Source organism: Jeongeupia wiesaeckerbachi (assembly GCF_050916355.1).
Taxonomy (GTDB): domain Bacteria; phylum Pseudomonadota; class Gammaproteobacteria; order Burkholderiales; family Chitinibacteraceae; genus Jeongeupia; species Jeongeupia wiesaeckerbachi.
On sequence record NZ_CP136946.1, the window covers coordinates 3,433,298 to 3,459,389 of the forward strand.

A 26,092-nucleotide genomic window follows, 5' to 3' on the forward strand; every position below is an offset into this window, starting at 1 on the left:
GGCGAGTCTCATTGCAGGTATCACGGCCTATGCCGAGGTACTCACCATACCCGGTGCACCCCTCCGCCATCGTCGTTGCACAACCAGAGGGCCCCGTGATGGTACATACCCAAGACCTTGCCGAACTGATCGATCTACAACGGCAAGCCGCAGTGACAAATTGGGATCGGATGAACACGTTGCGAATCACGCAGCATTTGTAGCAAAAAGCCCGCCGATTTGGCGGGCTTTCTCATTGTCCGAATAATATAGAAACCAGACGCAAGATCTCGATCAGATGATCGTATCATGAGTCATACTCGGCTTGTATATAGTCCATGCCGCCTTCCAAGAAACATCCTTACCTGAAGGCAATTTAACCGTTTCCCCGTCGTTATCCCAAGGGGGGCAGCAGGGGTCTTTATCTTTCCAAAATTGGACACTCTGCTGAACCAACGGATTATTGCGATTACGATAAATCCAGCGCAACTCAGAATGAGTGATCGTTCTTATTCTATCATCACCAGGTTTAGATTTACCCCTCGGAAGATCCTGAGCCAACACGTTTTGATTCGAATCCTCGAATCGATGGGTTTTTGTTACAACAGCGGCCATATCCATGCTATCAAGCACAAAATGAATATGGACCGCCGAATGAATAGAGTGAACATCTCTACCTTCATTTTTTTTAATGGTCCACTCCATCCCAAATTTTGACTTGGCGCGAAACGCTGAATTAGATATTACATCACTCACTTTTCCTGCAAATGCAGTTTCATTCATGCCATGTTTTTTTAGTTCAGTCATGTACCTTCCATACTTAGCATGACCGCCTAACTGCTCTTGAAAACCAGTGAGATCCTTTGAAAAATCAAGCGCCACCCCCTTTCTCGCCAACCTCCTCTCTTGTGCCTCATCAATCGAACCCTGATTGTACTGCGGCACATACCCCTTAATTTCTTCAGCGTATGCCTGATCATATTCGGAGATTTTTTGCCAAAATGTCTCACCTCGATAGTGATCAACTGTTGTGGCTACAAATTTCACGTCGGTTGCTTTACTTAAAATCAAATCCGCACCGAAGAATTTAATCATAAGGCCAGTTCGAGACGGAGCTAGGCCATAAATAAGATCACCTTTAGTAAAATAAGTCTTGTACGGCTGAGAAAATGGCATAACCCGCTCCTAACCATTTAGAAAACAATCGCTCATTTCCCACAAACAGTATCAACCATGAGAAAGAAAGGTGATATCGATACGGGCGTCGCAGCTACGGGAATACGATCCAGACGAATAGCGCGCAGCCAACTACACCAACCTCAATAATATTGCGCTCACCTTGGAAACCCGCCAACACCAGCAAGTATCAATAGCTCTTCAATGAAAATGTCGCAACTCCGTAGACTACGGCAAATCCATGCTTCTTTAATAAGAAGCAGATAATAGCGAAATTAAGAGAAATACAAGTAACTCACTTGGCTACTATATTCGACCATCTAACATTAACGTACATGCATGTACAAACACAGCCAGTCTGATATTAAGCCAAGGTAATTCACCACCGCACATCCGCCTCTGTCAGATAGTATCTCTTCACACAGAGAAAATCAAAAGGTTCACGTAAGCATGAAAAACAAGGATTGTCATCGTGTCCTTCATTAGCGCGAAGGCCAGAACGCCCTACTGCGGCTACATGCCTCGGATTTGGCCGATCTGATCCAAGCCTCGACGCCGAGCAAATAGGATCAAGCGCCGTGGGCAAGTAGCGCCGACGGCAAAAAGCCCGCCTAAATGGCGGGCTTTTTGCTTCTGAAGCAGGGGCGCTGATTGAATGCCCGCGCTACGTAAACAACGGCATCGTTCTCGATTCAACGCCACCGGCATCTGCACTCAACCAATCCAGCTTCAGCAGCGCACTGTGAGCGCGCAGCGTCGTGGTCCTCATCGTCGGCCAGTCGAGGCGTTTTTGGTGCCCCATATTGTTGTTTCGCCCCCCCCAGGACCGGCTCAACCAAGCAGACCGGTTTTGCCGAGACTACGCTGTAGCTGATCGCAGTGATGCCGAGGACCAAGGCATGCCAAGCAATCGCAAGCAGAATCAGCACAAATCCACGGGAGCAGCAAATGCCGTTTGAAAATGCCAATTGTTATGGTTATGCGTGGAACGTCAATTACAACTTCGCACCGGGATCACTTAGTCAAGCGCATGAGAGCGTCGATCTGGAGGGGATAACAGACGTCAACGAAGCGGCGCGCATCGTCATGGAGGCTTGCCAGGCCGATGGTCTGCTGTCGCAACAAAATGCAACCGCCTACCAAATCGCCGTTTTCATCAACACCTACGAGGGGGAAAGACTGGACTACCATTTTTATCGGCATGGCCCATCCAAATGGAGCCATAAAATGAGCAATACGGGTGCGGTCGAAGATGGGATTGACGATCCGGTGGCGCACAATCTAGGCCTGATCAATACAAAAGATACAAATGATGACCTGATCATTGGCCAACACAGCTGTGGCACGCTTTACCGACCAGAGACCCCAACACCGGACAAAATTATCGAAATTCTTGAAGATTAGCCCCGGCAGCAAGCAAAAACAACGGACACCGAATATACAGCATGCTCCCCCCATCACGAGCAACACGGCTCTATTTGGCAAAGCCAGCTTCAACGTGCACCCAATTTACTACGCATGCAACGCAACGACAACCACGAAAATCAACTACATATTATTGATTCTTAAAATCAACAAAAAAAACACCATCCAACTTCATTGGGACCAACTCTAGTTCACTTGTAAATATTGCGCCCACCCACCAAAAAACCACTGAATTCCGCCACAGCAAACCCGGCGAACAGTGCAATGGCAGCCACCCAAGATAGATCAAAGACTGAATATTCGTTCGGTCACGAATCGACAACTATCGCTACGCACCCAACATCAAATTTACAAATAAAAATCTTCTTAGGCAACACGGCTATCGAGCGAAGTTGAGAAAGCCCTGATCGCTTGCGCAGCCAGGGCTTGAGTAATTTGGATTTGAAAACCACAGATATCAAACAACCTGAATTTACATCACGACAGAACCAGCACATGTATCGTCACGTTCCGTCTGGAGATCAAATCAAAATGCGGGTCCATCAATTGAGAATGACCTTGGGTTCACCATCTCGATCAGCATAGAAATAGGTCAGACGCTCAAAGCCCAGATCCTGAGCCAGATCATCGGCATATTCGCCATAGGTTGGGCTACGTTCATCGGGTTGTAATTTCTTATGTGTTTCAAGTACAACGTCCAGCTCTTCTTTCTCGCCGCGTTGATCCGGCATCGCAAAGCAGACCTCCCCGCATCTTCCCCTAAACACAAATACCGATCTAACTTGCATTAAGTGATCCTCCTTCGCGAGCGAGCCTCCCGGTTGCACCGAAAGGTAACAGCCTGCGCTTGCGCAATTCGGGTGAATGAGTTGCCCCTGACTCCATGAGGGATGGCTGTCAGCTCAGTTGGACCCAAGAAGTTCCATCAGGTTACGTCGTCTGTCTGAAATTTTTGTCACCACCCGCATCGACCATCGACGCGACGACACCACTTCGAGCTGGCCTCGTCCCCACGCTCAAGCGTGACCAATGATCACGCAACCCATGGTTTTCTGCCCCGCGCGGAACCTCATCACGGATGCCGCTGCAGATTTCCAGCCTCCTCCGATCGGCGCCGATCCGCCCCGCTGAGAACACGCCGGAAATCGCTCCAAAACATCGCCTGGGGGCACGATCACCGCGTAAAACAGCCCAGCCCGGGATCTCATGCCGTACCTCGGGAAGCCCCCGGCCACGTTGTTTTCCTTCACTCCCAAGCCAAACTACGCAGCCCATCGTTTTGGGACTGCGGTCGTTCACCCTACCCCAAGCAGGGCCAGCGTTTGCCGTACGCCCACAGAACAGGGCCCTGAACAAGGACACGCCAAAATGTGCCCTGATGACGCTCAGCGCCCGGCCTTGGAGTTCGCGAATTTCCGACTACGCTCAGCATAGGGAACACACGGAATGTGACGCCCTGATGCAGCTAGCTGTCCGTCCCGCAGTGGCTTGCATCGCTAACGTCCAATTGATTTGTTGACGATCGTTCAGCAGTAAATTGTCAGTAAAAACAAGATTCTGTGCTCACGACCTGTATCCGTACATTCTGGGGAAGATCATGGAACGGCAATTGATATCGAGTGAGGAGTTGATGGCGCTGATCAACCGCGAGGCCCGCGAATGCGGCTTTGCCGAGGTGGAGTTCGGCCCGCCAGTGTTGCGTACGCCCAAGTCCGGCGAAGCCAACTGGGCCTTGGGGCATGTCAGCGGACCACGACGCCAGGTCGGTCGATGCCTGGAACGCATGCGGCTGAGCATTGAGCGTCTGCAGGCGATCTACGCGCTACCAGGACCGGCGATCAGGCGCATCAGCGTGACCAGCATCCACGGCAAGAGCGCCGTACGAATCGAGTATTGAATACACGTATGTCGCCGGCAGCGATCAAGGCGGTCTACTCAGGCCGCCCGGTGCTTCGTGCTGCCGTTACTTGGCGCGATCACCCAGCTTGATGTTGCTGAGCCGGCCCGACTCGAAACGCAAGGTGGTCAGAAACTTCCCGCTGCCAGGGTTGTAGGTCCACTCGTCGACGGTTTCGCACTGGGTCACATTGACCACCGTACCGCCATTGGGTAGCGGTGTAGTGCTGGTCTGCCTGGCCTCACAGAACGAATCCTTGGCAAGCGGTTCGCCGCACTTCTGCAACACAGCTGCCCGTGAATCCCCTTCGGACACCAGGCTATTCTGGCAACGGAATGAATCGGCAAGGGCGGGTACTACGCACAGCGCGGAGACCGTTGCGAGGGTAATAGCGGTAAGTTTCATGGATTTACACACTTGGAGTATTTGCCGTTGTCGTTTTGAACTCGGACGCTTGAACGAATACACAGCGCTGACATGGAGGGGCTTGGACGAGCGCCAACCTTGAAGGTTCAGCGTTCACAGTGTGTTTTGCAAGTTACATTCGAGTAAGCCTATGTATCGCTTCAGCTCGTCACCGTCGGCGCATCCAGAGCAGCCTCGGAAAATCCGGCCCATTGCGTTCGAGCAGCGCGGCATATCGCACCGTCACCCGGCCAAACTGCGCGTCGACTTCGCTGATGAAATAGCGACTCTGCACCGTCAACGCTTCAGGCCGAAGTTGGCCTCGCACGCGTTCGGGCAACGCAGCGATGAACTCGCCCACAGAAGCGAAATGGCGGCCGGCGCGACGTGAGACCACCGCCTGCGCCTCCGCAAGCGCCAGCTCCGGCACGATCGCAGCGATCACCTCGGGTGGCGCAAAATTGACGTTGATCGGCGTCTGTGGCGGCAGCACCGAGACGAACGGCGTGAGCCGCGCAATGGTCTCGGCATCAAAACCCTGGACCCGGACCAGTGATGCCAGATCGGTCAGCGGTTGGTTCGCCGCGCGATAGGGCTGAGGCAAGGCCAGATACGCGGCGTCCTCGGCACCACCAGGGCGGGTCTCGCCGTCGGCATCAAGCCAGTCGACCAGCGCATCGACCCGTTGCGGCGGTACACCCGCCAGTTCGAACAAACGGCGGCAGGCGGCGATATCGTTGTCGCTGGCGACGCCGTTGCTGATCAGATTGTTGAGGTTGAATCGCCCCTGCTGTTCAAGCAAGCGGCCGCCGACCTTGCCCTGCTCGACCGGGATCGCCGGAATCGGCACATTCCATGGCTCGCCCAGATGGTCGACCTGATTATTGCGCGCATCATCGCGCAGCGTGAAACGCGCGAGCTGCACGCCCGAGTACGCAATCGCCCTCGCCTGCCCTTGATCGAGCTGGTTTTCCAGCTGGAAGAACCACAGCTGCTGCCGCCAGGCAATCCACGCCGCCAGTGCGGCCACCAGCGCGGCGGTAATCACCGCCGTAATCAGCGCAATACCGGCCTGTTTTCTCCGCATGGTTGGCCTCATGGCAGCGCGAATATCCGTTCAATCGGCGCACTGCCATTACGCGCCAGCGTAATCTTGACCGCCCGTGGCAATGGCGCCGACGCCGGATCGCTGGCGTTCGTCGGCCAGCGCGGCTGCCACTGATTCGCGTTGTCGAGAAAGGTCGGCACAAACTGCTCGACCGATTCGAGCAAGGGCAAGACCTTCGCCTGCTCGCTCTGCGCCGGATCGAGCGAATCCCAGAGCAGCAGCTCCAAGCGGCCATCATGCAGACGGTAGGCCACGCGTTGCGGGTCGCGGTCTCGCACCAGCCGCACCAGTTCGAGCGCAGGCGCACTCACCGCGGCCTCGCCGTGACGGCCGACCAGGGCCGGTTGCAACTGGCCGCTGCCGTCACGCCACGGCCGCTGCACCGACTGGCCGACGTCGTCGCCGATCCGGTCGAAGACCAGCGACAGATCGCGCCACTGCTGCGCCTCGGCATCGAGTCTCAGCTTGGTCGTCGCAACCGAATCAAGCCCGCGCCACGCAACGAGCGCAATCACGCTGAAAATCGCCAGCGCAATCAGCAGCTCGAGCAAGGTAAACCCGGTACGGTCAGCGCGGCGTACGGGCAAGATAGCCAACCAGGGTCGCAAAAGCGTGGCTGGTGTCGCCAGCGGCGTACACCTTGATTTCGACGCGGCGGAAGCTGCGATTGGGCGAAATGCCATCTTCCTCCTGCCAGACGAACGACCGCCCAGCCATATCCACCTGACCTTCGCGACGCCCGGGATCGGGGAAGTCGCCGCGCGCGGTGATCTCGGCAAGCCGGTTCTGCGCAACCCAGCCGGCGAGCGTGCGCGTCGCCAGCTCGCCAGCGGTATCGGTGCTTGCCGACACCGCGCGCAAGGCCGCCGCCATCGCGATCGCGAGCACCGCCAGCGCAACCAGCACCTCGACCAGCGTAAAACCGCGGCTAGTCATTCCTGCCCACCGCGCGGGCACTGACCCGCCCCATTGCATCGCCATCGAGCTGCCAGCGGGCATCGCCAAGTTGCAATTCGAAATGGAACGGCGCATTGACGCCCGACGGCTCGAACACGATGCGCTCGCCGATCGGTCGATCGCGCAGATTGATCGTCAATGCACTCAAGCTGATGCCTTCGGGAAATGACCGTGCGCGCAGCACCTCGTCGGCGCCGATCGCCTGCCAGCTGTTCTGGTCGTCAAGCAGCCAGAATTGATAACCGCGGCCATCGCTGGACCATGCCGTGGTCCGCCCGGAATTGATCGCTGCATCGCGCGCGTTATCGAGCAGCAGCGCCAGACGTTCGGCCTCACGTGACAGCGTCGTCGCGTCCGAATCGTTCAGCTTCACCACCGCCAGCCCGAGAATCAGGCCGACGATGGCGAGCGCAACCAGGATCTCGACCAGCGTGAAGCCGCGACAACGCTGCACGACTGCTTACTGCTGCCAGGAGCCGACGTCGGCATCGTAGCCTTCGCCGCCTTGCGCGCCGTCGGCGCCATAGCTCATCACATCGATTTCGCCGTGCAGCCCCGGGTTCAGATAGAGGTAATCGCCGCCCCACGGATCCTTGGGCAATTTTTCGAGGTAGCCGCCCGTTTTCCAGTTCATCGGTACCGGCGGCGCGCTCGGTTTCTCGGTCAGCGCCTTCAGTCCCTGTTCGGTGCTCGGATAGCGACCGTTGTCGAGTTTGTAGAGTTTGAGCGCCTGCACCACGCTGCGGATGTCCTGCTTGGCGGCGACGACCCGTGCTTCGTTCGGCCGATCCATGATCTTGGGTACGATCAGCGCACCGAGAATCGCCAGAATCGTGATGACGACGAGGATTTCGATCAGGGTAAAACCGCGCTGGACCGCGCTTCGGGCTTGCATCATCTCTACTCCGTTTTTACGTTTTTATTGGATTGCTTTATTTGATCAACTGGTTCATTTCGAAGACCGGCATCAGAATCGCCAGCACGATCAGCAGCACCACGCCGCCCATCAGCAGCACCATGATCGGCCCGAGCAGACTGGTGAAGGTCGCCACGCGGTTTTCCAGTTCCTGGCTTTGCTGCTGCGCGGCCTTGTCGAGCATATGTTCGAGCCGGCCGGTGGCCTCGCCGCTACCGATCAGGTGAATCAGTACCGGTGGAAACAGTTTCGATTCGGCCAGCGCCCGCGACAGCGTCATCCCCTCGCGCACCTGCGCGGCGGCGGTCTGCACCGCATCGCGCAATGGCAGGTTGCCGATTACGCCAGCGGCAGCGTTCATTGCACGGAGCAGCGGCACGCCGCTGCCGACCAGAATCGCCAGCGTCGACGCCAGTCTGGCGGTGTTGCCGGCCCGCACGAAGCGGCCGAACAGCGGCAGCCGCAACACCCAGAGATCAAAAGCACAGCGAAACCCGGGCTGCTTCAAAGCACGCCACGCAGCAAAGCCGGCAAGCGTCAGCGCAGCCAGCAGCACCGCCCCCCAATCACGGACCAGCGCGCTGACCCACAAGAGCGCGCGCGTCAGAAAAGGCAGTGTCTGCTTGGCGCTCTGGAACACCGTCACCATCTGCGGCACGACCCAGGTCAGCAGGCCGACGATGACCAGTACCGAGACGACCATGACGACCAGCGGATAAATGAAGGCCAGCATCACCTTGGACGCCAGTGCCGCACGGCTTTCCAGATAATCCGCCAGCCGCTGCATCACCGCCGCCGCCTTGCCGGACTCTTCGCCGGCCGCGACGATGGTGCGGTACAACTCGGGGAATGCCGCCGGATGACTCGAAAGCGCCTGCGACAGCGACACGCCGGCGAGGATTTCACTACGGATCGCCGCCACCAGTGCTTTTTCGCGCTCGCCGTCGCTCTGCTCGCCCAGCACGACCAAGGCCTCGTCGATCGTCAATCCGGCATCGAGCAGCGTCGACAACTGCCGCGTCAACAACGCCAGCCGCGCGGTACCAAGGCGACGCTGACGTTGCGTTCTGGCGTCGATGGCGCCTTCGTTCAGCTCGCTGACCCACAGGCCACGCTCACGCAGCTGCAGTCTTGCACCACGCGCGTTATCGGCCTCGATCCCGCCGCGTACTTCCTTGCCGCTGGCGTCGACTGCGCGATAACGGAACGCGCTCATCGCGCCACCTCGGCGGCAACCCAGCCAAACGAGGTGGCCAATTGCACCGCCAGCCCGTACTGCAGCAGCGCCAGCGGCAGATAGGCCAGCAAGCCGGCGACAATCTGCCCAGCGCGGTGGGCGGTGGATACGGCCACCGCACGAACCAGCACGACAAGGCCGTACAGCGTCAGCACGATCGTCGCGACCAGTTCGGCATCGCCTCCAAGCAGCGAGACGAGCGGCTGCAACAACTGCGGTGTCGCCGCGAGTACGACCAGCGGAAACAGACTGGCGCCCAGCGGCTTGCGGTCGAGCAATTTGAGCCAGCCCATCAGCCACAAGGTCGACACTATGCTGCTGAGCAGGTCGAGCGTGACGAAAAATGCCACGCGGGCGGGCAACGGCGCGTCAAAATCACCGGCGCTGAGCGCTGCCGCCGTCGACAGCAGCGCCAGCCACAGCAACGGCTGCCACACCGGATAGCGATAGTGCGCCAGTGGTGCGACCTTGAAACGGGCGACGTCGAAGGCGTCTCGAATCAGAGTTTGCATCAGGCCCGGCGGATCAGGCGAAGATCACGGTCTTGTTCGAATACACCAGCACACGGTGCTCGAGATGCCACTTCACCGCGCGCGCCAGCACCATTTTTTCCAGGTCGCGGCCCTTGCGGATCAGCTCTTCGACATCGTCGCGATGCGAGATGCGGATGACGTCCTGCTCGATGATCGGACCATCGTCGAGCACTTCGGTCACATAGTGGCTGGTCGCACCGATCAGCTTCACGCCGCGCGCAAAGGCCCGGTGATAAGGCTTGGCGCCGTCGAACGCCGGCAGGAAGCTGTGGTGGATATTGATCACGCGCTGCGGATACGCGGCGGTGAATTCGTGCGACAGCACCTGCATATAGCGCGCCAGCACGATCAGGTCGATACCGTGCGCGAGCAGCAGCGCCTTCTGCGCGGCCTCGGCCTCGGCCTTGTTGTCCTTGCCGACCGGAATCACGTGATAGGCGATACCGTAAAACTCGGCGAGCGCGCGGCAATCTTCGTGATTGGAAATGATCAGCGGAATGTCGCAATGCAGCTCGCCGCTCTTGTGGCGGTACAGCAGATCGACCAGGCAATGGTCGTACTTGGAGACGAAAATCGCCATCTTCGGCCGTTCGGCCGACAGCGCGACGGTCCACTGCATCTGAAAACGATCGGCGATCGGCTGGAAAGCCGGCGTGAACGCGCCCATATCGAGGGTGAAGTCGGTCAGATCCCATTCGACACGCATCAAGAACAGATTTTCCGAATTGTCCTGATGCTGATCGACGTGAACGATGTTGGCGTTGTAGGTGTACAGAAAATTGGCGATCGCGGCAGACAGGCCTTTGCGGTCCGGGCAACTGATCAGCAAAGTGGCGGTATTCATGAAGATTCCGGTATAGAAAGCTGCAGCCGATTCTAGCAGCTCGCTTTCGCACTGGGCAGAAACGCTGAGAGCGCAAGGCTAACGGCAGAACATGTCAGCGCAGTGACAACAGTCAGGCAACCAGTTGCCGGCGTCGCCGATGACTGTCGACGAGCAGCATGGCTTCGATGAACAGGCCTTGAAACGGCTGGCTGTAGCCGTGTTCGGGTAGTTCACTCTCCCAGCGATGCCCGCCGCGCGCCGTCGGGTCGATGACAAACCGCAGCGGATAGCCGAACATGGCGGCATAGATCGCCGCCCCGACCCCAGCGGTACGGGCCGGATTGAAGCGGCGCCCGCCGGCGCCGGCAAATTCATGATCGATCGCGCGAAACACCACCGCCATCGTCTGCGCCGGTGCCAGCCCGTCGAGCATGGCCATCTTTGCTGCCGAGATCAGAATCTCTTCTGGAATCAGTACCATAGGGACTTACCCCGACACATAATGTGCTGCTGCAGCATAGGCACAACCACTTACTCATTGCGTCAATAATCACCCACCATTTATCGGTTCATCCAATGTTCGACATCGTCCTCTTCCAGCCGGAAATCCCCCCCAACACCGGCAACGTCATCCGTCTGGCCGCCAATACCGGCTGTACGCTACACCTTGTCAAACCGCTGGGTTTTGAACTTGACGACAGCAAGCTCAAGCGCGCCGGGCTCGACTACCACGAGTACGCCGAGCTGCGCGTTCACGAGGATTGGGATGCACTGCTCGCAGCCCTGCCCGACCGGCGCTTTTTTGCAATGACGACCAAGGGCAGCACGCGCTTCGATGCGCTGCGCTTCCAGCCCGGTGATGTGTTTGTTTTCGGCCCGGAAACGCGCGGCCTGCCGGACGAAGTACTGGCCCGCTTCGCCGCTGAACGGCGCATCCGCCTGCCGATGCAGGCCGGCCAGCGCAGTCTCAACCTTTCCAACGCGGTCGCGGTCACGGTGTTCGAAGCCTGGCGACAAAACGGCTACGCCGACGGAACGTAATATGCGCATTCAGATGCTTGCCCTGTTGTTGCTCACCAGCCCGCTACTGCTGGCAGCGCCGTGCACGACACAAACGCCGGTCGGCAACGATTGCCAGTTGCCGCTGACCGCGCTGCGCCCGACGCAGGCCAATGTCGGGCAAATGCAGGTCGATGACGAAGCGAGCGAGCTCGTCGGCAAAACAGCGGCGCAGCTCGACACGATCGAACGCAAGAAGCAGATTCCGGTCGTACTTGGCCCTGATGGCAACTTCTATCTGACCGACCGCCATCACCTGAGCAGCGCGCTGCTGAAAATCGGCCAGACACAGGCAACGGTCAGACTGATCGGCAAGCTCGACAGCGATTTTTGGCCGCAAATGGCGGCGCGCCACTGGGCCTGGCTGTACGACGCACGCGGCAAGGCGATCCAGCCGAGCCAGTTACCGACCTCGCTGACGGCCCTCGGCGATGATCCCTACCGCAGCCTGGCCGGCTACGCGCAGGATGCGGGCATCTACGACAAGACCAAGCACGCTTACTTCGTCGAATTTGCGTGGGCACGCTACTTTGGCGAGCAAATGGGCTGGCGCACGCTCGATCGCGCGGCACTCCCCGCAGCCATCGAACAAGCCCGCAAACTGGCCTGCGCGCCCGCCGCAGCGGATCTACCCGGCTACCGCAAGGATTGCCAACACGGCGACTGAGGGGCAGAAGCGCCGGACACCCGGCACGCCCGCTCCGGCCCGACACGCAGTCACTGTCTGACGTAAAAATGACGCCGATCCTATTGCTCGGATAAAGTATCGGCGTTTCCGTTCACCCAGCCCAGACCATGACCACGCGCCGCCCGACCGCCGCTGCCATCACCCCCTACTGGGAGTGCTTTCCCGGGTTTTTCGCCTATCCGTTCCGGGTGGAAGCGCTTCTGCCGCTGATCGGTTTCGTGCTGATCTTTGGCGCGCTGATGTGGCTGACCGGCGGCGGATTGCCCAGCACACTGGGCATGCTGCTTGTCGCGGTCTGCTTTCTGCGCTTCGCATTTTCTGTGCTGGAGCGCACTGCGATCGGCCTCCACGGCGAAATGCCGCTGGCGTTCGAGCATGACGAATCACATCGCTGGCGACCCTACAAACACTTCGCCGCCCTGGTGCTTGCTGGCGCCGCCGTAGCGCTGGCCGGCACGGCGCTAGGGTCGCTGGCTGCCGAACTGCTGTCGCTGGTACTGCTGCTGGTCTGGCCGGCCAGCATCATGCAGCTCACCCTCAGCGACAGCCTGATCGAGTCGGTATCGCCCGAACGGCTCTGGGGTCTGATCCGCGATATCGGCCTGCCCTATCTCGGCCTCTGGGCCTGCCTGTCCATGCTCGGGATCAGCGCCTCGGCAGCGACGTACTACCTGCCGCGCTGGCTCGACAACCCGCTGCTGATCTGGCTGGGCGTGGGCTTCATCTACATGTACTTCACGCTGGTGATGTACCGGCTGATGGGCTACGTGCTGTATCAGTATCACGACGCCATCGGTCTGGCCGTGCACGACGCGGCACCGACACCGCAAACGCCGCAGCAACGCGCGATCGACGAAGTCGGGGCGCTGCTGAGCGCCGGCAATACCGATGCCGCGCTGATGGCGCTGCGCAGCGCGCTGCGTGAGCACGCTGCAGACCTTACGCTGCACGAGCGTTATCTGAAACTGCTGCTGGCCACCGAGGCGGCGGACGACATGCTGCGCAGCGCGGCAAACCACTACCTTGCGGCCCTACAGCATGCCGGCAAGCCCGGTCAGGGCCTGAGTGTCGTCGAGTCGGTCCGGCTGCGGCTTGCCGACTTCCAGCCGGCCGGCGGTGAATTGGCCGTGCGGCTGGCACAACTGGCGCGCGAGCAGCACAAACCCGCGCTGGCGATCAGCCTGTTGCGCGGATTTGAAAAACGTTATCCGGGCAATGCCGAGATCGCCTCGGCGATGCTGCTGGGCGCGCGCATCCTGTGCGAGCACCGGGGTGACGATGCGCAGGCCCGAAAACTGCTGCAGGCCTTGATCGCGCGCTTCCCGCAGCATGCCGCCCGCCCCGAAGCCGAGAAGCTGCTGCAGGTACTCGACCGGCTCGCAACTCAGTGAGGCAGCAGCCTGACCTCATCGGCGGCCGGATAATGCTGAGTCAGCAGCAGCCAGACGGCGTCGGCGCGCCTCGCCTCGCCCTGCTGCCGGAACTGCTTGCCGGTACGGTATAGCAAGGCAGGTAGCGCCGCCTGCGCAGGTGCGCGCTGCACCAGCATCCGCAACAAGCGGTCGGCACTGTCGAGCTGACCGTCGTCCAGCCAGCCCGCAGCCAGCCGCAGCCACTGCGACACCGACAGCTTCGGGAGCGGCCAGCGCTGGGCCAGCGCAACCTGCCAGGCTTCGGATGCCGCCGCACGCAGCGCTGGCTCGGCTGGCGCCAGCTCCAGCACCTTGAGCGCCGCCTGCTGCCGCAAGGCCGAATCGGCCTGCAGTTTGGCAACGTGATAAAAGGCGGCGGCAAGCGCGGCGCGGTCGGGCTGTCGCTGGATCAGTCTGGCGTAGGCCGTTGCCGCCTTGTCGAACTGCAGCGCCTTGGCCCACTGCTCGGCCTGACGTCGCTGCACGACATCCTGTTCGGCTACGTCGTCGGCCTCGATCCGCGCAGCCGACCGCCCCTTGCGATAACCGCGATACGCGGCGGCCAGCGCGGCACCGCTCAACAGGCCGGCAAAGTGCGCCATATAGTTGACGTTGCTCTCGGGCGAACTCAGCCTCATCCACAACTCGGTCAGCAGCCAGATCGGCAGCACGATCAGTGCCGGCGCCTTCATCGTGCTGAAGTACACGACGACCCAGTAAAAGAAGCGGATCTTGCGCAGGCCATAGAGCACGACAAACATCGCCATCACACCAGCGATCGCGCCGGACGCGCCCAGCGAGACCGAGTAGCGCGGCGCGCCGCCGATCAGATCCGGAATCGCCGCGCCGAGGCCCGCCAGCACGTAGAACAGCAGAAACACGCTACCACCGAGCGCCGCCTCGACGGTGTAGCCGACGATAAACAGGATCGCCATATTGCCCAGCAGGTGGTCAACGCTACCGTGCATGAACATATGCATCAGCGTCGCCACCGTTGTCGGCGCCGCCGGCCGCAAGGCAAAACGATCGGTGAACACCTGCCGGTACAAGCGGTCGAATTCGGCCCTGCCGCTGCGCCACTCGGCGTATTCGGGCATGTCCGGCGTGATGATCCGGTCACTGGCGAGCCGCTGCAGGAAATCCGGATCGCCCTGCAAGGCCATCAAGGTGAGCGGTGACAGGCCGTCCCCCTGCGCGCGCAGCTCAGCCAGCAGCGCCCGTTCGCCGCGACGCTCGAGCTCGCTGAGGTAGCGCGGCAGCTCGACCTCGGCCAAGCCGACCGCGTGATAGCGCTGGAAGGCACGCTCGCGACGCGCGTCATCATGATACTGCGCGCCAAAATAGATCAGGCAGCAGCTGACAATCAGCAGCAAGGTCACCCACGGCGGGCGGCGCCAGTCGGGTTGCGCCGGCAAGGGCAGAATCAGCATCCGTGTCTCCCGGCGCGGGCCGATCAGCCCTGGTTGCGCATAAAGTCGGCGGTCTTGTAGAACGCCTCTTCCAGATGCTCGCGCAGCGCCGGATCCATGGGTGTCTGCTCCATGGCCTGAAACATGCACAGCAGCCACTGATCACGCTCGGATTCGCCGATCGCAAACGGCATATGCCGCGCACGCAGGCGCGGGTGGCCATATTTGTCGATAAAGCGCTGCGGCCCGCCGAGCCAGCCGGAGAGAAAATCGAAAAACTTGTCGCGGATCAGCGCGGTGTCCGGCGCGTGCATCGCGTGGATGCCCGCCGCACGCGGGTCGGTTGCCATGATGTCGTAGAAACGATCAACCAGCTGTCGCAACACCACATCGCCGCCAAGCAGTTGATACGGCGTCATTTCCTGTACTTCGCTCATGCCTGCCCCTCGACCGGCTTGACCTTGCCGGCGGCAAGCTTGGCGCGTTCGCGCGCGACTTCGGTATCGGCTGCGGCGACGATCGCCACACCCATACGGCGGCGCTCGAACGCCTCGGGCTTGCCGAACAGGCGCAGATCCGCGCCCGGCACCGCCAGCGCCTCGGCCACGCCATCGAAAGCGATGCCAACCGCGTCCATGCCGCCGTATATCACCGCACTCGCCGCCGGTTCGCGCAGACTGGCATCGACCGGCAGCTTGAGAATCGCGCGCGCGTGCAGCTCGAACTCGGAGAAACGCTGACTGGCTAGCGTGACCAAGCCGGTATCGTGCGGTCGCGGGCTGACTTCTGAGAACCACACCGTGTCGCCGTTGACGAACAGCTCGACGCCAAACAGACCACGACCGCCGAGGTTGTCGGTGACGGCCTTGGCGATCTCCTGGGCGCGCTGCAGCGCCAGCGGGCTCATCGCCTGCGGCTGCCAGCTCTCGACATAGTCGCCCTGGACCTGCACATGGCCGACCGGCGCGCAGAACTGCGTTTCGATCTCGCCCGATGCGCCGATCGCGCGAACCGTCAGCAGCGTGATTTCGTAATCGAAATCGATGAAGCCTTCGACGATGACCTTGCCGGCATCGACCCGGCCGCCGCTGGCCGCGTAATCCCACGCCGCGCGCAGATCATCCGGCCCCTTCAGCGTCGATTGCCCCTTGCCCGACGACGACATCACCGGCTTCACCAGACACGGATAACCGATCTCGGCAACCGCTGCCGCCATCTCGTCGAAGCTTGCGGCAAAACGGTAAGGTGACGTCGGCAGCCCGAGCGTCTCGGCGGCGAGACGGCGAATGCCTTCGCGGTTCATCGTCAGATTGGCTGCGCGCGCGGTCGGAATCACCTCGGCCAGGCCGTCGGCCTCGATGCGCAGCAGCTCTTCGGTCGCAATCGCTTCGATTTCGGGCACGATCAGCTGCGGGCGCTCGGCTTCAACCAGTGCCCGCAAGGCCTGCGCGTCCGCCATATTGATCACGTGGCTGCGATGTGCAACCTGCATGCCGGGCGCATCGACATAGCGATCGACACCGATCACTTCAACGCCAAGGCGCTGCAAGGCGATGATCACTTCTTTACCGAGCTCGCCGCAGCCGAGCAGCATGACCTTGGTGGCCGATGCGGACAATGGGGTACCCAGACGCATGGAGGACTTCCTAGGATTGAATCGGGCCGATATTAACATGCAGCCCCGGCAGCCCAGCCGGGCCGAAAAGCAAACAGGCCGGGGAAACCGGCCTGTTCACAACATCGACGCGAGTGAATTACTCGGTCAGATACGGGTAGGACTTTTGCGCCACGTTCGACTCGGCGGCGCGGGTGCGCTCGTCCAGATTGATCGGTGACTTGTCCCACAGCAGCGCACGACCATCGACCTGGCCCTTGGCCACTTCTGGGTTGTCCTTCAGGAAACCCTGCATGAACTGGGTGTATTCGGAAACGTATTGGGTGTTCTTGAACATGATCGGCTAATCCGTGCGGCGGTATTTACGCCGATTATACCGCCAATGCCGCCAGCTCGGGGAGCACCGCCGCATGCAGCGTCGCATTGGCCGCAGCCAGCACGCAGCCTTCGCTATGGCGGTGCAATGCCCGCCCCTGCCAGTCGGTCATTTTGCCACCGGCAGCGTTGACCACTGGCGCCAGCGCCGCAAAATCGTGCAGTTTCAGGCCTTCCTCGACAACAAGCTGCAACCAGCCGCTCGCCAGTTGCGCGTACAGGTAACCGTCGCCGCCGTAGATCTGGTAGCGGCCACGCTTGGCCAGCGACTCGAACACCGGTCGGGCACGCGGCAGGTATTCCGGGCCGGTAGTGCCGATGATCGCCCCGGCCAGCGTCGCGACATCGCTGCTGCGTACCGGCTGGCCGTTCAGGGTCGTCGGCACGCCTTCACCGCCGACCCAGCGGTCTGCGGTGATCGGCTGGTTGATCACGCCGAAAACCGGTTCGCCGCGATACATCAAACCAATCAGCGTTACGAACAGCGGACGTCCGACGGTGAACGATTTGGTGCCATCGACCGGATCCAGCACCCAGACCCAATCTGCCTCGGCATTCTGCTCGCCGAACTCCTCGCCGATGATGCCATCCTGCGGCCGCTTCGCTTCGATCAGCGCCCGCATCGCCTTCTCGGCCTCGCGATCCGCCAGGGTCACCGGGCTGGCATCGTCCTTGTCGACGATGGCGAAATCACTGCGGTAGTAACTGCGGATCACCTTGGCACTGGCATCGGCGAGTTCTTGCGCCAGCGCAAGCTGGTCGGCGGACGGCATTGGCATGGATGCACCTCATCATCTGGACGTCCGGCAGACTACCACGCACCTTGGCGGCGCTCTACCTCGCCACATGACGGCGCAATTAATCGATTAATGAGAATTATTATTCTTATAACAATTGAATAGTAATGATTCCCAATATGTTCAGATATACGTGCAAACAAATAATTAGAATTCCAATCAAACCGGGATAAAATAAACCCAGCAATAAGAAATTGGAGAATCACGATGCAAGGCGACAAAAAAGTCATCAAGGCGCTGAATGGCGTTCTGGGCAACGAGCTGGTGGCGATCAACCAGTACTTCCTGCATGCGCGCATGTACCGCAACTGGGGCTACAAGGCGCTGAACGACCGTGTTTATCACGAGTCGATCGACGCGATGAAGCGCGCCGACAAGCTGATCGAACGCATCCTCTTCCTCGAAGGCCTGCCCAATCTGCAGCAGCTCGGCAAGCTCCTGATCGGTGAAGTCGTACCGGAAATGCTCGATTGCGATCACAAACTGGTCGGCGGCCACCTCAAGACGCTGCGGGAAGCCATCGCGCTCTGTGAGGAAACTCAGGATTACGTTTCTCGCGATCTGCTGGAAAACCTGCTAGAGGACGAGGAAGAATATCTCGACTGGCTGGACACCCAGGCCGAGCTGCGGACCTCGTTGGGCCTGCAGAACTACCTGCAATCGCAAGTCGGCGAATAAGGACGGAGAATCACCATGCAAGGCAATACCAAGGTCATCACCGCACTGAACGAATTACTCGCCGCCGAGCTTACCTCCATCGACCAGTACTTCGTGCATAGCCAGATGTACGACAATTGGGGCTACACCAAGCTGTTCGCCCGGATTGACCACGAGCGTGGTGACGAAATCGGCCATGCGACCAAGCTGATCGCCCGCGTTCTTTTCCTCGGCGGCACCCCGAACGTGGCGGCACGCACCGCACTACGCATCGGTGCCGATGTGCCGGCCATGCTGAAAAATGACCTACTGACCGAGATTGAGGTCGCCAATGCACTGAAAAAGGTCGTTGCGCTGTGTGAGTCGGTCCAGGATTACGTAACCCGCAATATGCTGATTCAGTTGCTCGACGATACCGAGCAGGATCACGCCCACTGGCTCGAACAGCAGCTGGGCCTGATCGAGGCGCTGGGCCTACCGAACTACCTGCAACTGCAGGCCAGCTGATTCCGGTAGCATCAACGACAACGGGGCGCCCATGGGCGCCCCGTTTGCATTCTTTGTGACGACTCAGGCAGCTGCCAGACCACCGAAAGCCGGAAGTGCATGCTCATCCCGGGCATGGTGATGTATCGCCTCTTTCAGCACCTGCTTGGCACAGCCCGCACACTTGCCACAGCACGTTGCCACTTCGGTCTCGTGCTTGAGTTCCTTGAATGTGCGCACACCCCGCATGACGGCGCGGTGGATGTCTTTGTCGGTAACGCTGTTGCAGACGCAAACGTACATGGGGGCGAAGTAAAATATTGATAAGCATTCTCATTATGCTTTCAATTCCATTCGGTACGCAAGTAACGGCAACCCACGCCCGCGGGCAAGCCGATGAACGGTTTGTTCTTCACTGCCCGGCCCACACAGCCATGCATAGCCCCCAACGCGGCCGCGCAGGTCGAGGATCCGCCCCAGACCTTTGCATGACAGCGGCACGCGACCGGGTTGACCTGCTGCTCGACCGGCGCGAGCCGGCTGACGATGCCAAATGCCAGTCTGAAGGTAGGCAAGCGCAACGGTGAGCGCCAGAAGTTTGCTCATCGCACGCCACCAACTTAACAACGACACTCATTATCACTAACAAGCTCTGCCAGTTCTGACCATCAAAGGCCTAGCCGAAAAACAAAAAGCCCCGCATCAAGCGGGGCTTTTTTGGACGACAGCGCGTACTTAGCCGTTGAACGGATGACGCAGCACGATGGTCTCTTCACGATCCGGACCGGTCGAAATCATATCTACCGGTGCCTCGCAGATCGCCTCGATCCGTTTCAGGTAAGCCTGTGCATTTGCCGGCAGATCCTCGAAGCGCTTGATGCCGACGGTCGACTCGGTCCAGCCTGGCATGGCTTCGTATACGGGTTCGCAACGCGCGATATTTTCCGCGCCGATCGGCAGAATATCAACCAGCTCGCCGTCAAGGTGATAGCCAGTGCAGAGGTTGATCGTCTCGATACCGTCCATGACGTCAAGCTTGGTCACGCACAGACCGGACACGCCGTTGATCTGGATCGAGCGCTTCAGTGCAGCGGCGTCAAACCAGCCGCAACGACGCGGCCGGCCGGTCACCGAGCCGAACTCGTTGCCGCGCTGCGCCAGACCCATGCCGACATCGTCGAACAGTTCGGTCGGGAACGGGCCCGAACCGACGCGGGTCGTGTAGGCCTTCACGATGCCGAGCACGTATTGCAGCATCTGCGGCGCAACGCCGGCACCCGGCGCGGCCGCGCCGGCAACACAGTTGCTCGAGGTCACGAACGGATAGGTGCCGTGGTCGATGTCGAGCAGCGTACCCTGCGCACCTTCGAACAGCAGCGGCGCGCCGGACTTGTTCAGTTCGTACAGATCGCGCGACACATCGGCCATCATCGGCTTGATACGCTCGGCGTAGGCCAGCGTCTCATCGTGGACGCGCTGGAAGTCGAGCGGCTCGGCCTTGAAATAGTGCTTGAGCGCAAAGTTGTACCAGTCGAGGTTTTCAAGCAGCTTGGCCGCGAAACGCTCCGGGTAGTACAGGTCTTGCAGACGGATCGAGCGACGCGCGATCTTGTCCTCGTAAGCCGGGCCGATGCCACGACCGGTGGTACCGATCTTTTTGTCGCCCTTGGCCGCTTCACGTGCCTGGTCGATGGCGATGTGATACGGCAGGATCAGCGGACACGCTTCGGAAATCTTCAAGCGTTTGAGGACGTCGACACCGGCTGCTTCCAGCTCGTCGATTTCCTTCAGCAGCGCTTCCGGCGAAATCACCACGCCATTGCCGATAAAACATGCCTTGCCTGCGTGCAGGATGCCCGACGGAATCAGGCGCAGCACGGTCTTCTTGCCACCGACAACCAGTGTGTGACCGGCATTGTGGCCGCCTTGAAAGCGCACCACGCCCTGTGCCTGGTCCGTCAGCCAGTCAACGATCTTGCCTTTGCCCTCGTCGCCCCACTGGGTGCCGATCACGACCACATTTCTGCTCATGCCTAACCTCAATCAATCAAATGTAAATGCAAACGGTAAGCGCAGCGGGCAGCCGCGCAGACCGGATTATGCCTTGCCGTCGAATGCGACGACCTGCCAGCCATCTTTGCCCTCGACCAGCTGCCGATCGACGCGTACTTCGCCGGCAACAACGCCGAGGTCGACCACAACGGTCTCCCCTTGCGCCCGCAGCGCACGAATCGCGGCGATCAGCCGCGGATCGTCGCCAACCGGCGCCAGGATGCCGGGTGCGGCATCCGGGAACGGCAGACGCGTCAGTGCGCGAACATCGAGACTGAAGCCGGTCGCTGCACGCGCCCGGCCGAATTTTTCCCCAACGCGATCGTAGCGGCCGCCACGCGCCAGCGCATTCGCGAATCCCCGGGTATAGGCCGCAAAGACCAGCCCGGTGTGATAGTCGCTGCTCTTGACCTCGGCCAGATCGAAACGAACCGCAATCTGCCGTGCCGCCAGCGCGGTCGCCAGCGCTTGCAATGCATCGATCGCCTCGCCAATACCGGCAACCGGCGGCAAAGCGGCACGTGCGCGCGCAAGCGTTTCGGCACCGCCGTACAGCGAAGGCAGCGCACACAAACCGAGCGCGAGATCTTTCGGCAAATCCGCCGTCAGCGTCTGCAGCGTCGGCACATCTTTTTGCTGCAGCGCAGAGAATGCCTGTTCGCGGCGCTCGCCGTGCAACGATGCTGCATCGGCCAGCGCATGAAACAGACCGATATGGCCAATATCCAGCCGCACGTCCTCGAGACCCGCAATCCCCAGACAGGCGAACAGCAACTCGATGATTTCGACATCGGCGGCGACATTGGTACTACCGTAAATCTCGGCACCAATCTGCCGTGGCTCGCGCGTCGATTGAATCCCGTCCGGACGGGTATTGACCACCGAGCCCGCATAGCACAGCCGGGTGACGCCCTTGCGATTGAGGATGTGCGCATCAATGCGGGCAACCTGCGGCGTTATGTCCGCGCGCAGCCCCATCTGACGTCCGGTCAGCTCGTCGACGAGCTTGAACGTCTTGAGATTCAATGCCGGATCGTCCAGCAGAAACAGCGATTCGACGTACTCGACCAGCGGCGGCATCACCAGCTCGTAGCCGTAGTGGCCGAACAAATCGAGCATGCCGCGACGCATGGTCTCGATCTGCCGCGCCTCGCGCGGCAAAACGTCGGAAATGTGCTCCGGGAGAATCCAGTTTCTCATGCTTCCATTCAAACCAAAGGCCCGCCGGCAAAGCCGGTCGGGCACCATCAATCCATCACAACGCCAGTCAGCGCGCCACCAGTGCCAGCAGCATGCCTCCCAGCAACGAAACCAAGCCGAACACGCGAATATGCCGGTCGGGCAAACCGGCAATCCGCAACATATTGCGCTTCCAGAACGCTGGCATTGCAAACGGCAGCAGGCCTTCGATCACCATGACCAAGGCTAGTGCCAATGCCAGCGCCTCGATCACTTGCTGCCGCTCCGCGGGTTCTTCATGTACTTGAAGAAGTCCGAGCTCGGATCGACAACCAGCACATCGCTCTTCTTGCTGAAGCTCTGCTTGTAGGCGTCCAGACTCTTGTAGAACGAGTAGAACTCCGGGTTCTTGCCATAGGCCGCGTTGTAGATCGCGGCGGCCTTGCCGTCACCCTGGCCCTTGAGCTGCTGCGCCTGATTGTACGCGTCCGCCATGATCACTTCGCGCTGCTTGTCGGCTTCTGCCCTGATTCTCTCGGCATCGGCCGAACCTTCGGCGCGCAACTGACTGGCCACGGCTTTGCGTTCGGATTGCATCCGTTCGTACACCGATACCAGCGTGCTGTCTTCCAACTCGACACGCTTGACCCGAACATCCACGACACGCACACCGATCCGCTTAGCATCCTCATCTGCCACTTTGCGCACATAGGCCATGACTTCTTCGCGCTTGCCGGAAATCACGTCCTGCACCGTGCGCTTGCCGAACTCGTCGCGCAGCATGTTGTTGACGGTGTTGCGCAGCCGGTCAACGGCTTTACGCTCGTCAAGCCCCACTGCCTTGTAATAACGCTCAACATCAAAAATCTGCCACTTGATGTAGCTATCGACCTTGACGTTCATCTTCTCGATCGTCTGCACCCGTGCCGGCTGGTTTTCGTCGATTGTTTGAATGCGTTTATCGAAGTAACGGACATCCTGCAGCAACGGGATCTTGAAGTGGATCCCCGGATCGCTGATGACGCGCTTGGCTTCGGAAAACTGGAACACCACGGCGTACTGACGCTGATCGACGGTAAAGAACGTCGTACTCAGTACGAACAGCGCCACCAGAATCAATGCCAGCGTTGGCAAAATACGGTTCATTTTTTCTCCCCCTTATCGACCGTAACGCTCGCCGCGATCATTCGCGCGCGGTGCGGGCACCGGAGCCGCTACGGCCTCGGCCGCCGGCTTGGCCACTTCACCGGTCGTAGCCGGTGTAGAGGAGGAAGTCATCTGCATCAGCTTGTCGAGCGGCAGATACAGCAGATTATTGCCCGACTTTTGATCGACCAGCACCTTGGTGGTGTTCTGATACATCTGCTGCATCGCATCCAGATACATCCGCTCACGGGTTACCTGCGGTGCCTTCGCATACTCGGTCGCCACTTGCGTAAAGCGCGCGGCATCACCTTCGGCACGCGCAACGACCTGCTGCTTGTAGCCTTCGGCTTCCTGCACCAGTCGCGACGCCATACCACTGGCCTTCGGCACCACATCGTTGGCGTAGGCGGTGCCTTCGTTGATCAAGCGCGCTTTGTCCTGGCGCGCCTTGACTGCATCGGCAAACGCGGCCTGAACCTGCTCAGGCGGCTGGGCATCGGAGATATTGACCCGGGCCACCGAAACGCCGGTTGCGTAGCGATCCAGCAGCTCTTGCATCAGCTCCTTGGTGTCCTCACCGATCTTCCCGCGCCCTTCGTTGAGCACGTAATCAACCTTGTTCTTGCCAATCACTTCGCGAATCGCGGTCTCGGCAGCCTGTTTGACCAGGTCTTTGCCATCCTTGTCGCTACGGCGGTTGTTGAACACGAAATCCTTCGCCGACTTCAGCGTGTATTGGATTTCGAGCTGCACATCGATGATGTTCTGGTCGCCGGTCAGCATCACCGCTTCATCGTCCGACTTGCCTTCGGCGCGTGCACCGACGTCAAGACTGCGGATTTCGGTGACATTGACCAGTTCGCGACTTTCGATCGGCCACGGCAGATGCCAATGCAGACCGGAGTTCTCGACCGTTTCGACGTAGCGGCCAAAGCGCATGATCACGGCGTCTTCACGCTCGTCGACCACATAGAAACCGGAAGCGCCCCAGAGCACCAAAAGCACGGCGACGATTGCGCCAATGCCGGTCAGGCCGCCTCGGCCGCTCAATTGTGGACGTGGTCCCTGACCATTGCCGCCACCAAAGAAACGGGAAAGCTTGCCCGTCAGGTTGCGGATCATTTCGTCGAGATCAGGCGGGCCATCCTTGCGGCGGCCGCCCCATTGCGGGTCGTTTTGGCTCATTATCGTTAGTTTTCCTCGCTGGGTTGGCTCATGAGATCGACCAAAGCCGAACGGAGCAGGTCCAAGCCATTCCCGCGCATGGCACTCAGACGCACGGCCTGAATCTTACCATACTCGTTCAGCAGGACAGCTGGCTCGCCTCCCTTCAGGTCGATCTTGTTCCAGACCATCAATTGCGGAATCCGTTCCGCACCAATTTCCTGCAAAACCTCATTGACAGCTTCCACCTGCGCATCACGCAGCGGATGATTCACGTCGACCACATGCAGTAACAGATCGGCCTCGATCGTCTCCTCCAGCGTAGCCCGAAACGCCGCAACCAGCGTATGCGGCAAGCTGCGTATGAATCCAACCGTGTCGGACAGAATGACCGAGTGTTCCGTATCAAGAAACAGCTTGCGCGACGTGGTATCGAGCGTCGCAAACAACTGGTCCGCTGCGTAGATTTTGGCCTTGGTCAGCGCATTGAACAGCGTCGACTTGCCCGCGTTGGTATAGCCGACAATCGACACCGTAAATTGACCGCGGCGTGCACGGGCACGACGTTGCGTCGCGCGCTGCTTTTGCACCGTGGCAAGCTGGTCCTTGAGTCGTTTGACGCGAATCCCGATCAGGCGGCGGTCGGTTTCAAGCTGCGTCTCCCCTGGGCCACGCAAGCCAATCCCGCCCTTCTGACGCTCAAGGTGCGTCCAACCGCGAATCAATCGTGTCTGGATATGCGCCAATTGCGCCAGTTCGACCTGCAGCTTGCCCTCGGCGGTGCGGGCGCGCTGGGCAAAAATATCGAGGATCAGCGTTGTCCGATCGATCACGCGGCATTGCATGACGCGTTCGAGATTGCGCTCTTGGGCAGGAGAAAGCTGATGGTTAAAAATCACCATCGGCGCTTCGTGCGCCTGCACTGCCTCGGCGATTTCCTGTGCCTTGCCGCTACCGGCGAAATACGCCGGATCCGGTCGGGCACGCTTGCCCTCCACGATGTACAACGGCGTGACGCCGGCGCTTTCGACCAACTGGACGAATTCGTCGACGCCATCGCGATAGTCCGGCTCGCCAAAGTCGAGACAAACCAAGACGGCCGAGTCGCCGCCCTTATGACGTTCAAACATGCCTATCTTTTTTCAGTGGCACACAAGGCCCAAACAAGTGAAAACCCCGAAAGGCAGCCGCCTGTCGGGGTTGACGTTAGACGCAAAACGCTCAAGCTTCGCCAGCAGGTGCTGCGGCGGCAGCTTGCGGATTGTCATGCGGAATCGTAACCGGGCGCGACGGCACCACGGTGGAAATCGCGTGTTTGTACACCATCTGGGTCACATTGTTGCGAAGCAACACGACGTACTGATCAAACGACTCAATCTGACCTTGCAGTTTGATGCCGTTGACGAGGTAGATGTAAACGGGAACGTGCTCTTTGCGCAGGATGTTCAGGAACGGGTCTTGCAGCATTTGCCCCTTGGCACTCATTGTTGTTCTCCGATGTGTTTGTTATTGGTCGAATCGTTTTGGTCGAACGGGGTAGCGTCTTACGCTTATAGTACAGAACTTGTCGGGCTGCCACCATGCTGCGGAGCAG

32 protein-coding genes are annotated in these 26,092 nt (G+C 59.8%); 7 read left to right on the top strand and 25 right to left on the bottom strand.

The genetic code is table 11. The features are described from left to right. Positions 1–273: 273 nt before the first annotated feature. Positions 274–1,155, bottom strand: coding sequence for a hypothetical protein (locus R0382_RS16555; RefSeq protein ID WP_432721010.1), 882 nt, complete (start codon positions 1,153–1,155; stop codon positions 274–276). Positions 1,156–2,103: 948 nt separating this feature from the next. Between R0382_RS16555 and R0382_RS16560 the strand changes: the two genes are divergently transcribed. Continuing rightward, positions 2,104–2,559 (top strand): hypothetical protein, encoded by a 456-nt coding sequence (locus R0382_RS16560; protein ID WP_432721012.1) that lies wholly within the window; start codon positions 2,104–2,106, stop codon positions 2,557–2,559. A 563-nt stretch (positions 2,560–3,122) separates the two neighbouring features. Here R0382_RS16560 and R0382_RS16565 read toward each other — a convergent pair. After that, the gene (locus R0382_RS16565) at positions 3,123–3,368 is read right to left on the bottom strand and encodes a hypothetical protein (protein WP_432721014.1); all 246 of its coding nucleotides are present in this window, start codon (positions 3,366–3,368) and stop codon (positions 3,123–3,125) included. An 809-nt stretch (positions 3,369–4,177) separates the two neighbouring features. On the opposite strand from R0382_RS16565, the gene R0382_RS16570 reads away from it, so the two are divergent. Then, entirely contained in the window at positions 4,178–4,477 is a 300-nt protein-coding gene (locus R0382_RS16570; protein WP_432721016.1) for a hypothetical protein, read from the top strand. Positions 4,478–4,543: 66 nt separating this feature from the next. On the opposite strand, the gene R0382_RS16575 is transcribed toward R0382_RS16570, so the two are convergent. The 10 genes from R0382_RS16575 to R0382_RS16620 all read right to left on the bottom strand — a co-directional run bounded on the left by R0382_RS16575 (position 4,544) and on the right by R0382_RS16620 (position 10,898). Further along, the gene (locus R0382_RS16575) at positions 4,544–4,882 is read right to left on the bottom strand and encodes a DUF2845 domain-containing protein (RefSeq protein WP_432721017.1); all 339 of its coding nucleotides are present in this window, start codon (positions 4,880–4,882) and stop codon (positions 4,544–4,546) included. A gap of 169 nt (positions 4,883–5,051) precedes the next feature. Beyond that, positions 5,052–5,969, bottom strand: coding sequence for a type II secretion system minor pseudopilin GspK (gene gspK, locus R0382_RS16580; RefSeq protein ID WP_432721019.1), 918 nt, complete (start codon positions 5,967–5,969; stop codon positions 5,052–5,054). Positions 5,970–5,977: 8 nt separating this feature from the next. Continuing rightward, on the bottom strand, positions 5,978–6,577 hold the full coding sequence (gene gspJ / locus R0382_RS16585; RefSeq protein ID WP_432721020.1) for a type II secretion system minor pseudopilin GspJ: 600 nt from the start codon (positions 6,575–6,577) through the stop codon (positions 5,978–5,980). Further along, positions 6,558–6,926 carry a type II secretion system minor pseudopilin GspI gene (gspI, locus tag R0382_RS16590; protein ID WP_432721022.1) on the bottom strand — a complete coding sequence of 123 codons (369 nt, stop codon included), beginning with the start codon at positions 6,924–6,926 and terminating at the stop codon, positions 6,558–6,560. The genes gspJ and gspI overlap by 20 nt, the downstream gene beginning before the upstream one ends. Then, positions 6,919–7,401 carry a GspH/FimT family pseudopilin gene (locus R0382_RS16595; protein WP_432721023.1) on the bottom strand — a complete coding sequence of 161 codons (483 nt, stop codon included), beginning with the start codon at positions 7,399–7,401 and terminating at the stop codon, positions 6,919–6,921. Before R0382_RS16595 ends, gspI begins: the two co-directional genes overlap by 8 nt. A gap of 6 nt (positions 7,402–7,407) precedes the next feature. Continuing rightward, positions 7,408–7,845, bottom strand: a complete 438-nt coding sequence (gene gspG, locus R0382_RS16600) for a type II secretion system major pseudopilin GspG (protein WP_432721024.1) — start codon at positions 7,843–7,845, stop codon at positions 7,408–7,410. 34 nt (positions 7,846–7,879) lie between these two features. Continuing rightward, positions 7,880–9,079: a type II secretion system inner membrane protein GspF gene (gspF, locus tag R0382_RS16605; RefSeq protein ID WP_432721025.1), complete on the bottom strand. Its 1,200-nt coding sequence runs from the start codon at positions 9,077–9,079 to the stop codon at positions 7,880–7,882. Then, complete coding sequence (locus tag R0382_RS16610; protein ID WP_432721026.1) at positions 9,076–9,612, bottom strand: hypothetical protein; 537 nt, start codon at positions 9,610–9,612, stop codon at positions 9,076–9,078. The genes gspF and R0382_RS16610 overlap by 4 nt, the downstream gene beginning before the upstream one ends. A gap of 13 nt (positions 9,613–9,625) precedes the next feature. Beyond that, on the bottom strand, positions 9,626–10,477 hold the full coding sequence (gene purU, locus R0382_RS16615) for a formyltetrahydrofolate deformylase (protein WP_432721027.1): 852 nt from the start codon (positions 10,475–10,477) through the stop codon (positions 9,626–9,628). A gap of 112 nt (positions 10,478–10,589) precedes the next feature. Beyond that, positions 10,590–10,898: a hypothetical protein gene (locus R0382_RS16620; protein WP_432721028.1), complete on the bottom strand. Its 309-nt coding sequence runs from the start codon at positions 10,896–10,898 to the stop codon at positions 10,590–10,592. 137 nt (positions 10,899–11,035) lie between these two features. Here R0382_RS16620 and trmL point away from each other — a divergent pair, with 137 nt between their 5' ends. The 3 genes from trmL (at position 11,036) to R0382_RS16635 (ending at position 13,597) form a co-directional block, all read left to right on the top strand. Continuing rightward, positions 11,036–11,500: a tRNA (uridine(34)/cytosine(34)/5-carboxymethylaminomethyluridine(34)-2'-O)-methyltransferase TrmL gene (trmL, locus tag R0382_RS16625; RefSeq protein WP_432721030.1), complete on the top strand. Its 465-nt coding sequence runs from the start codon at positions 11,036–11,038 to the stop codon at positions 11,498–11,500. 1 nt (position 11,501) lies between these two features. Then, positions 11,502–12,185: a ParB-like protein gene (locus R0382_RS16630; protein WP_432721031.1), complete on the top strand. Its 684-nt coding sequence runs from the start codon at positions 11,502–11,504 to the stop codon at positions 12,183–12,185. Between the two features lie 128 nt (positions 12,186–12,313). Then, positions 12,314–13,597, top strand: a complete 1,284-nt coding sequence (locus R0382_RS16635) for a tetratricopeptide repeat protein (protein WP_432721033.1) — start codon at positions 12,314–12,316, stop codon at positions 13,595–13,597. Here R0382_RS16635 and R0382_RS16640 read toward each other — a convergent pair. The 5 genes from R0382_RS16640 to R0382_RS16660 all read right to left on the bottom strand — a co-directional run bounded on the left by R0382_RS16640 (position 13,591) and on the right by R0382_RS16660 (position 17,796). Further along, positions 13,591–15,048 (bottom strand): rhomboid family intramembrane serine protease, encoded by a 1,458-nt coding sequence (locus tag R0382_RS16640; protein ID WP_432721035.1) that lies wholly within the window; start codon positions 15,046–15,048, stop codon positions 13,591–13,593. The two genes, R0382_RS16635 and R0382_RS16640, sit on opposite strands and share 7 nt — an antisense overlap. Positions 15,049–15,071: 23 nt before the next feature. Further along, positions 15,072–15,464 carry a group II truncated hemoglobin gene (locus tag R0382_RS16645; RefSeq protein WP_432721036.1) on the bottom strand — a complete coding sequence of 131 codons (393 nt, stop codon included), beginning with the start codon at positions 15,462–15,464 and terminating at the stop codon, positions 15,072–15,074. After that, positions 15,461–16,663: a formate-dependent phosphoribosylglycinamide formyltransferase gene (purT, locus tag R0382_RS16650; protein ID WP_432721037.1), complete on the bottom strand. Its 1,203-nt coding sequence runs from the start codon at positions 16,661–16,663 to the stop codon at positions 15,461–15,463. Before purT ends, R0382_RS16645 begins: the two co-directional genes overlap by 4 nt. 118 nt (positions 16,664–16,781) lie before the next feature. Next, positions 16,782–16,979 carry a DUF3460 family protein gene (locus tag R0382_RS16655; protein ID WP_432721038.1) on the bottom strand — a complete coding sequence of 66 codons (198 nt, stop codon included), beginning with the start codon at positions 16,977–16,979 and terminating at the stop codon, positions 16,782–16,784. A gap of 34 nt (positions 16,980–17,013) precedes the next feature. Continuing rightward, entirely contained in the window at positions 17,014–17,796 is a 783-nt protein-coding gene (locus R0382_RS16660) for an inositol monophosphatase family protein (protein ID WP_432721040.1), read from the bottom strand. Positions 17,797–18,021: 225 nt separating this feature from the next. On the opposite strand from R0382_RS16660, the gene bfr (R0382_RS16665) reads away from it, so the two are divergent. Next, positions 18,022–18,492, top strand: coding sequence for a bacterioferritin (gene bfr, locus R0382_RS16665; protein WP_432721042.1), 471 nt, complete (start codon positions 18,022–18,024; stop codon positions 18,490–18,492). A 15-nt stretch (positions 18,493–18,507) separates the two neighbouring features. Beyond that, on the top strand, positions 18,508–18,978 hold the full coding sequence (bfr, locus tag R0382_RS16670; protein ID WP_432721043.1) for a bacterioferritin: 471 nt from the start codon (positions 18,508–18,510) through the stop codon (positions 18,976–18,978). A gap of 63 nt (positions 18,979–19,041) precedes the next feature. Here bfr (R0382_RS16670) and R0382_RS16675 read toward each other — a convergent pair whose 3' ends face one another. From R0382_RS16675 to hfq, 8 genes are all read right to left on the bottom strand, one after another. Next, positions 19,042–19,260, bottom strand: a complete 219-nt coding sequence (locus R0382_RS16675; RefSeq protein ID WP_432721044.1) for a bacterioferritin-associated ferredoxin — start codon at positions 19,258–19,260, stop codon at positions 19,042–19,044. A gap of 432 nt (positions 19,261–19,692) precedes the next feature. Continuing rightward, positions 19,693–20,988, bottom strand: coding sequence for an adenylosuccinate synthase (locus R0382_RS16680; protein ID WP_432721045.1), 1,296 nt, complete (start codon positions 20,986–20,988; stop codon positions 19,693–19,695). 66 nt (positions 20,989–21,054) lie between these two features. Then, a complete protein-coding gene (locus R0382_RS16685) occupies positions 21,055–22,209 on the bottom strand; it encodes an ATP phosphoribosyltransferase regulatory subunit (protein WP_432721047.1) in 1,155 nt (384 codons plus the stop codon). Between the two features lie 67 nt (positions 22,210–22,276). Continuing rightward, positions 22,277–22,462, bottom strand: coding sequence for a DUF2065 domain-containing protein (locus R0382_RS16690; RefSeq protein ID WP_432721049.1), 186 nt, complete (start codon positions 22,460–22,462; stop codon positions 22,277–22,279). Continuing rightward, positions 22,459–23,334, bottom strand: coding sequence for a protease modulator HflC (gene hflC, locus R0382_RS16695; RefSeq protein ID WP_432721051.1), 876 nt, complete (start codon positions 23,332–23,334; stop codon positions 22,459–22,461). The genes R0382_RS16690 and hflC overlap by 4 nt, the downstream gene beginning before the upstream one ends. A gap of 12 nt (positions 23,335–23,346) precedes the next feature. Further along, positions 23,347–24,519: an FtsH protease activity modulator HflK gene (hflK, locus tag R0382_RS16700; protein WP_432721053.1), complete on the bottom strand. Its 1,173-nt coding sequence runs from the start codon at positions 24,517–24,519 to the stop codon at positions 23,347–23,349. Positions 24,520–24,524: 5 nt separating this feature from the next. Beyond that, entirely contained in the window at positions 24,525–25,628 is a 1,104-nt protein-coding gene (hflX, locus tag R0382_RS16705; RefSeq protein ID WP_432721055.1) for a GTPase HflX, read from the bottom strand. Between the two features lie 91 nt (positions 25,629–25,719). Next, on the bottom strand, positions 25,720–25,983 hold the full coding sequence (gene hfq, locus R0382_RS16710; protein ID WP_432721056.1) for an RNA chaperone Hfq: 264 nt from the start codon (positions 25,981–25,983) through the stop codon (positions 25,720–25,722). Positions 25,984–26,092 lie beyond the last annotated feature (109 nt).

Excerpts from the sequence above, each read along its gene's own strand:
- trmL (WP_432721030.1), top strand. The coding sequence starts at position 11,036 with ATGTTCGACATCGTCCTCTTCCAGCCGGAAATCCCCCCCAACACCGGC.
- R0382_RS16645 (WP_432721036.1), bottom strand. The coding sequence starts at position 15,464 with ATGAGCGAAGTACAGGAAATGACGCCGTATCAACTGCTTGGCGGCGAT.
- gspF (WP_432721025.1), bottom strand. The coding sequence starts at position 9,079 with ATGAGCGCGTTCCGTTATCGCGCAGTCGACGCCAGCGGCAAGGAAGTA.
- R0382_RS16635 (WP_432721033.1), top strand. The coding sequence starts at position 12,314 with ATGACCACGCGCCGCCCGACCGCCGCTGCCATCACCCCCTACTGGGAG.
- bfr (WP_432721043.1), top strand. The coding sequence starts at position 18,508 with ATGCAAGGCAATACCAAGGTCATCACCGCACTGAACGAATTACTCGCC.
- R0382_RS16610 (WP_432721026.1), bottom strand. The coding sequence starts at position 9,612 with ATGCAAACTCTGATTCGAGACGCCTTCGACGTCGCCCGTTTCAAGGTC.
- hflK (WP_432721053.1), bottom strand. The coding sequence starts at position 24,519 with ATGAGCCAAAACGACCCGCAATGGGGCGGCCGCCGCAAGGATGGCCCG.
- hflX (WP_432721055.1), bottom strand. The coding sequence starts at position 25,628 with ATGTTTGAACGTCATAAGGGCGGCGACTCGGCCGTCTTGGTTTGTCTC.
- R0382_RS16640 (WP_432721035.1), bottom strand. The coding sequence starts at position 15,048 with ATGCTGATTCTGCCCTTGCCGGCGCAACCCGACTGGCGCCGCCCGCCG.
- R0382_RS16675 (WP_432721044.1), bottom strand. The coding sequence starts at position 19,260 with ATGTACGTTTGCGTCTGCAACAGCGTTACCGACAAAGACATCCACCGC.
- R0382_RS16555 (WP_432721010.1), bottom strand. The coding sequence starts at position 1,155 with ATGCCATTTTCTCAGCCGTACAAGACTTATTTTACTAAAGGTGATCTT.
- gspG (WP_432721024.1), bottom strand. The coding sequence starts at position 7,845 with ATGATGCAAGCCCGAAGCGCGGTCCAGCGCGGTTTTACCCTGATCGAA.
- R0382_RS16570 (WP_432721016.1), top strand. The coding sequence starts at position 4,178 with ATGGAACGGCAATTGATATCGAGTGAGGAGTTGATGGCGCTGATCAAC.
- hflC (WP_432721051.1), bottom strand. The coding sequence starts at position 23,334 with ATGAACCGTATTTTGCCAACGCTGGCATTGATTCTGGTGGCGCTGTTC.
- hfq (WP_432721056.1), bottom strand. The coding sequence starts at position 25,983 with ATGAGTGCCAAGGGGCAAATGCTGCAAGACCCGTTCCTGAACATCCTG.
- R0382_RS16655 (WP_432721038.1), bottom strand. The coding sequence starts at position 16,979 with ATGTTCAAGAACACCCAATACGTTTCCGAATACACCCAGTTCATGCAG.
- R0382_RS16575 (WP_432721017.1), bottom strand. The coding sequence starts at position 4,882 with ATGAAACTTACCGCTATTACCCTCGCAACGGTCTCCGCGCTGTGCGTA.
- R0382_RS16565 (WP_432721014.1), bottom strand. The coding sequence starts at position 3,368 with ATGCAAGTTAGATCGGTATTTGTGTTTAGGGGAAGATGCGGGGAGGTC.
- R0382_RS16660 (WP_432721040.1), bottom strand. The coding sequence starts at position 17,796 with ATGCCAATGCCGTCCGCCGACCAGCTTGCGCTGGCGCAAGAACTCGCC.
- gspI (WP_432721022.1), bottom strand. The coding sequence starts at position 6,926 with ATGACTAGCCGCGGTTTTACGCTGGTCGAGGTGCTGGTTGCGCTGGCG.
- R0382_RS16685 (WP_432721047.1), bottom strand. The coding sequence starts at position 22,209 with ATGAGAAACTGGATTCTCCCGGAGCACATTTCCGACGTTTTGCCGCGC.
- R0382_RS16680 (WP_432721045.1), bottom strand. The coding sequence starts at position 20,988 with ATGAGCAGAAATGTGGTCGTGATCGGCACCCAGTGGGGCGACGAGGGC.
- purT (WP_432721037.1), bottom strand. The coding sequence starts at position 16,663 with ATGCGTCTGGGTACCCCATTGTCCGCATCGGCCACCAAGGTCATGCTG.
- gspK (WP_432721019.1), bottom strand. The coding sequence starts at position 5,969 with ATGCGGAGAAAACAGGCCGGTATTGCGCTGATTACGGCGGTGATTACC.
- R0382_RS16630 (WP_432721031.1), top strand. The coding sequence starts at position 11,502 with ATGCGCATTCAGATGCTTGCCCTGTTGTTGCTCACCAGCCCGCTACTG.
- purU (WP_432721027.1), bottom strand. The coding sequence starts at position 10,477 with ATGAATACCGCCACTTTGCTGATCAGTTGCCCGGACCGCAAAGGCCTG.
- R0382_RS16560 (WP_432721012.1), top strand. The coding sequence starts at position 2,104 with ATGCCGTTTGAAAATGCCAATTGTTATGGTTATGCGTGGAACGTCAAT.
- R0382_RS16620 (WP_432721028.1), bottom strand. The coding sequence starts at position 10,898 with ATGGCCATGCTCGACGGGCTGGCACCGGCGCAGACGATGGCGGTGGTG.
- bfr (WP_432721042.1), top strand. The coding sequence starts at position 18,022 with ATGCAAGGCGACAAAAAAGTCATCAAGGCGCTGAATGGCGTTCTGGGC.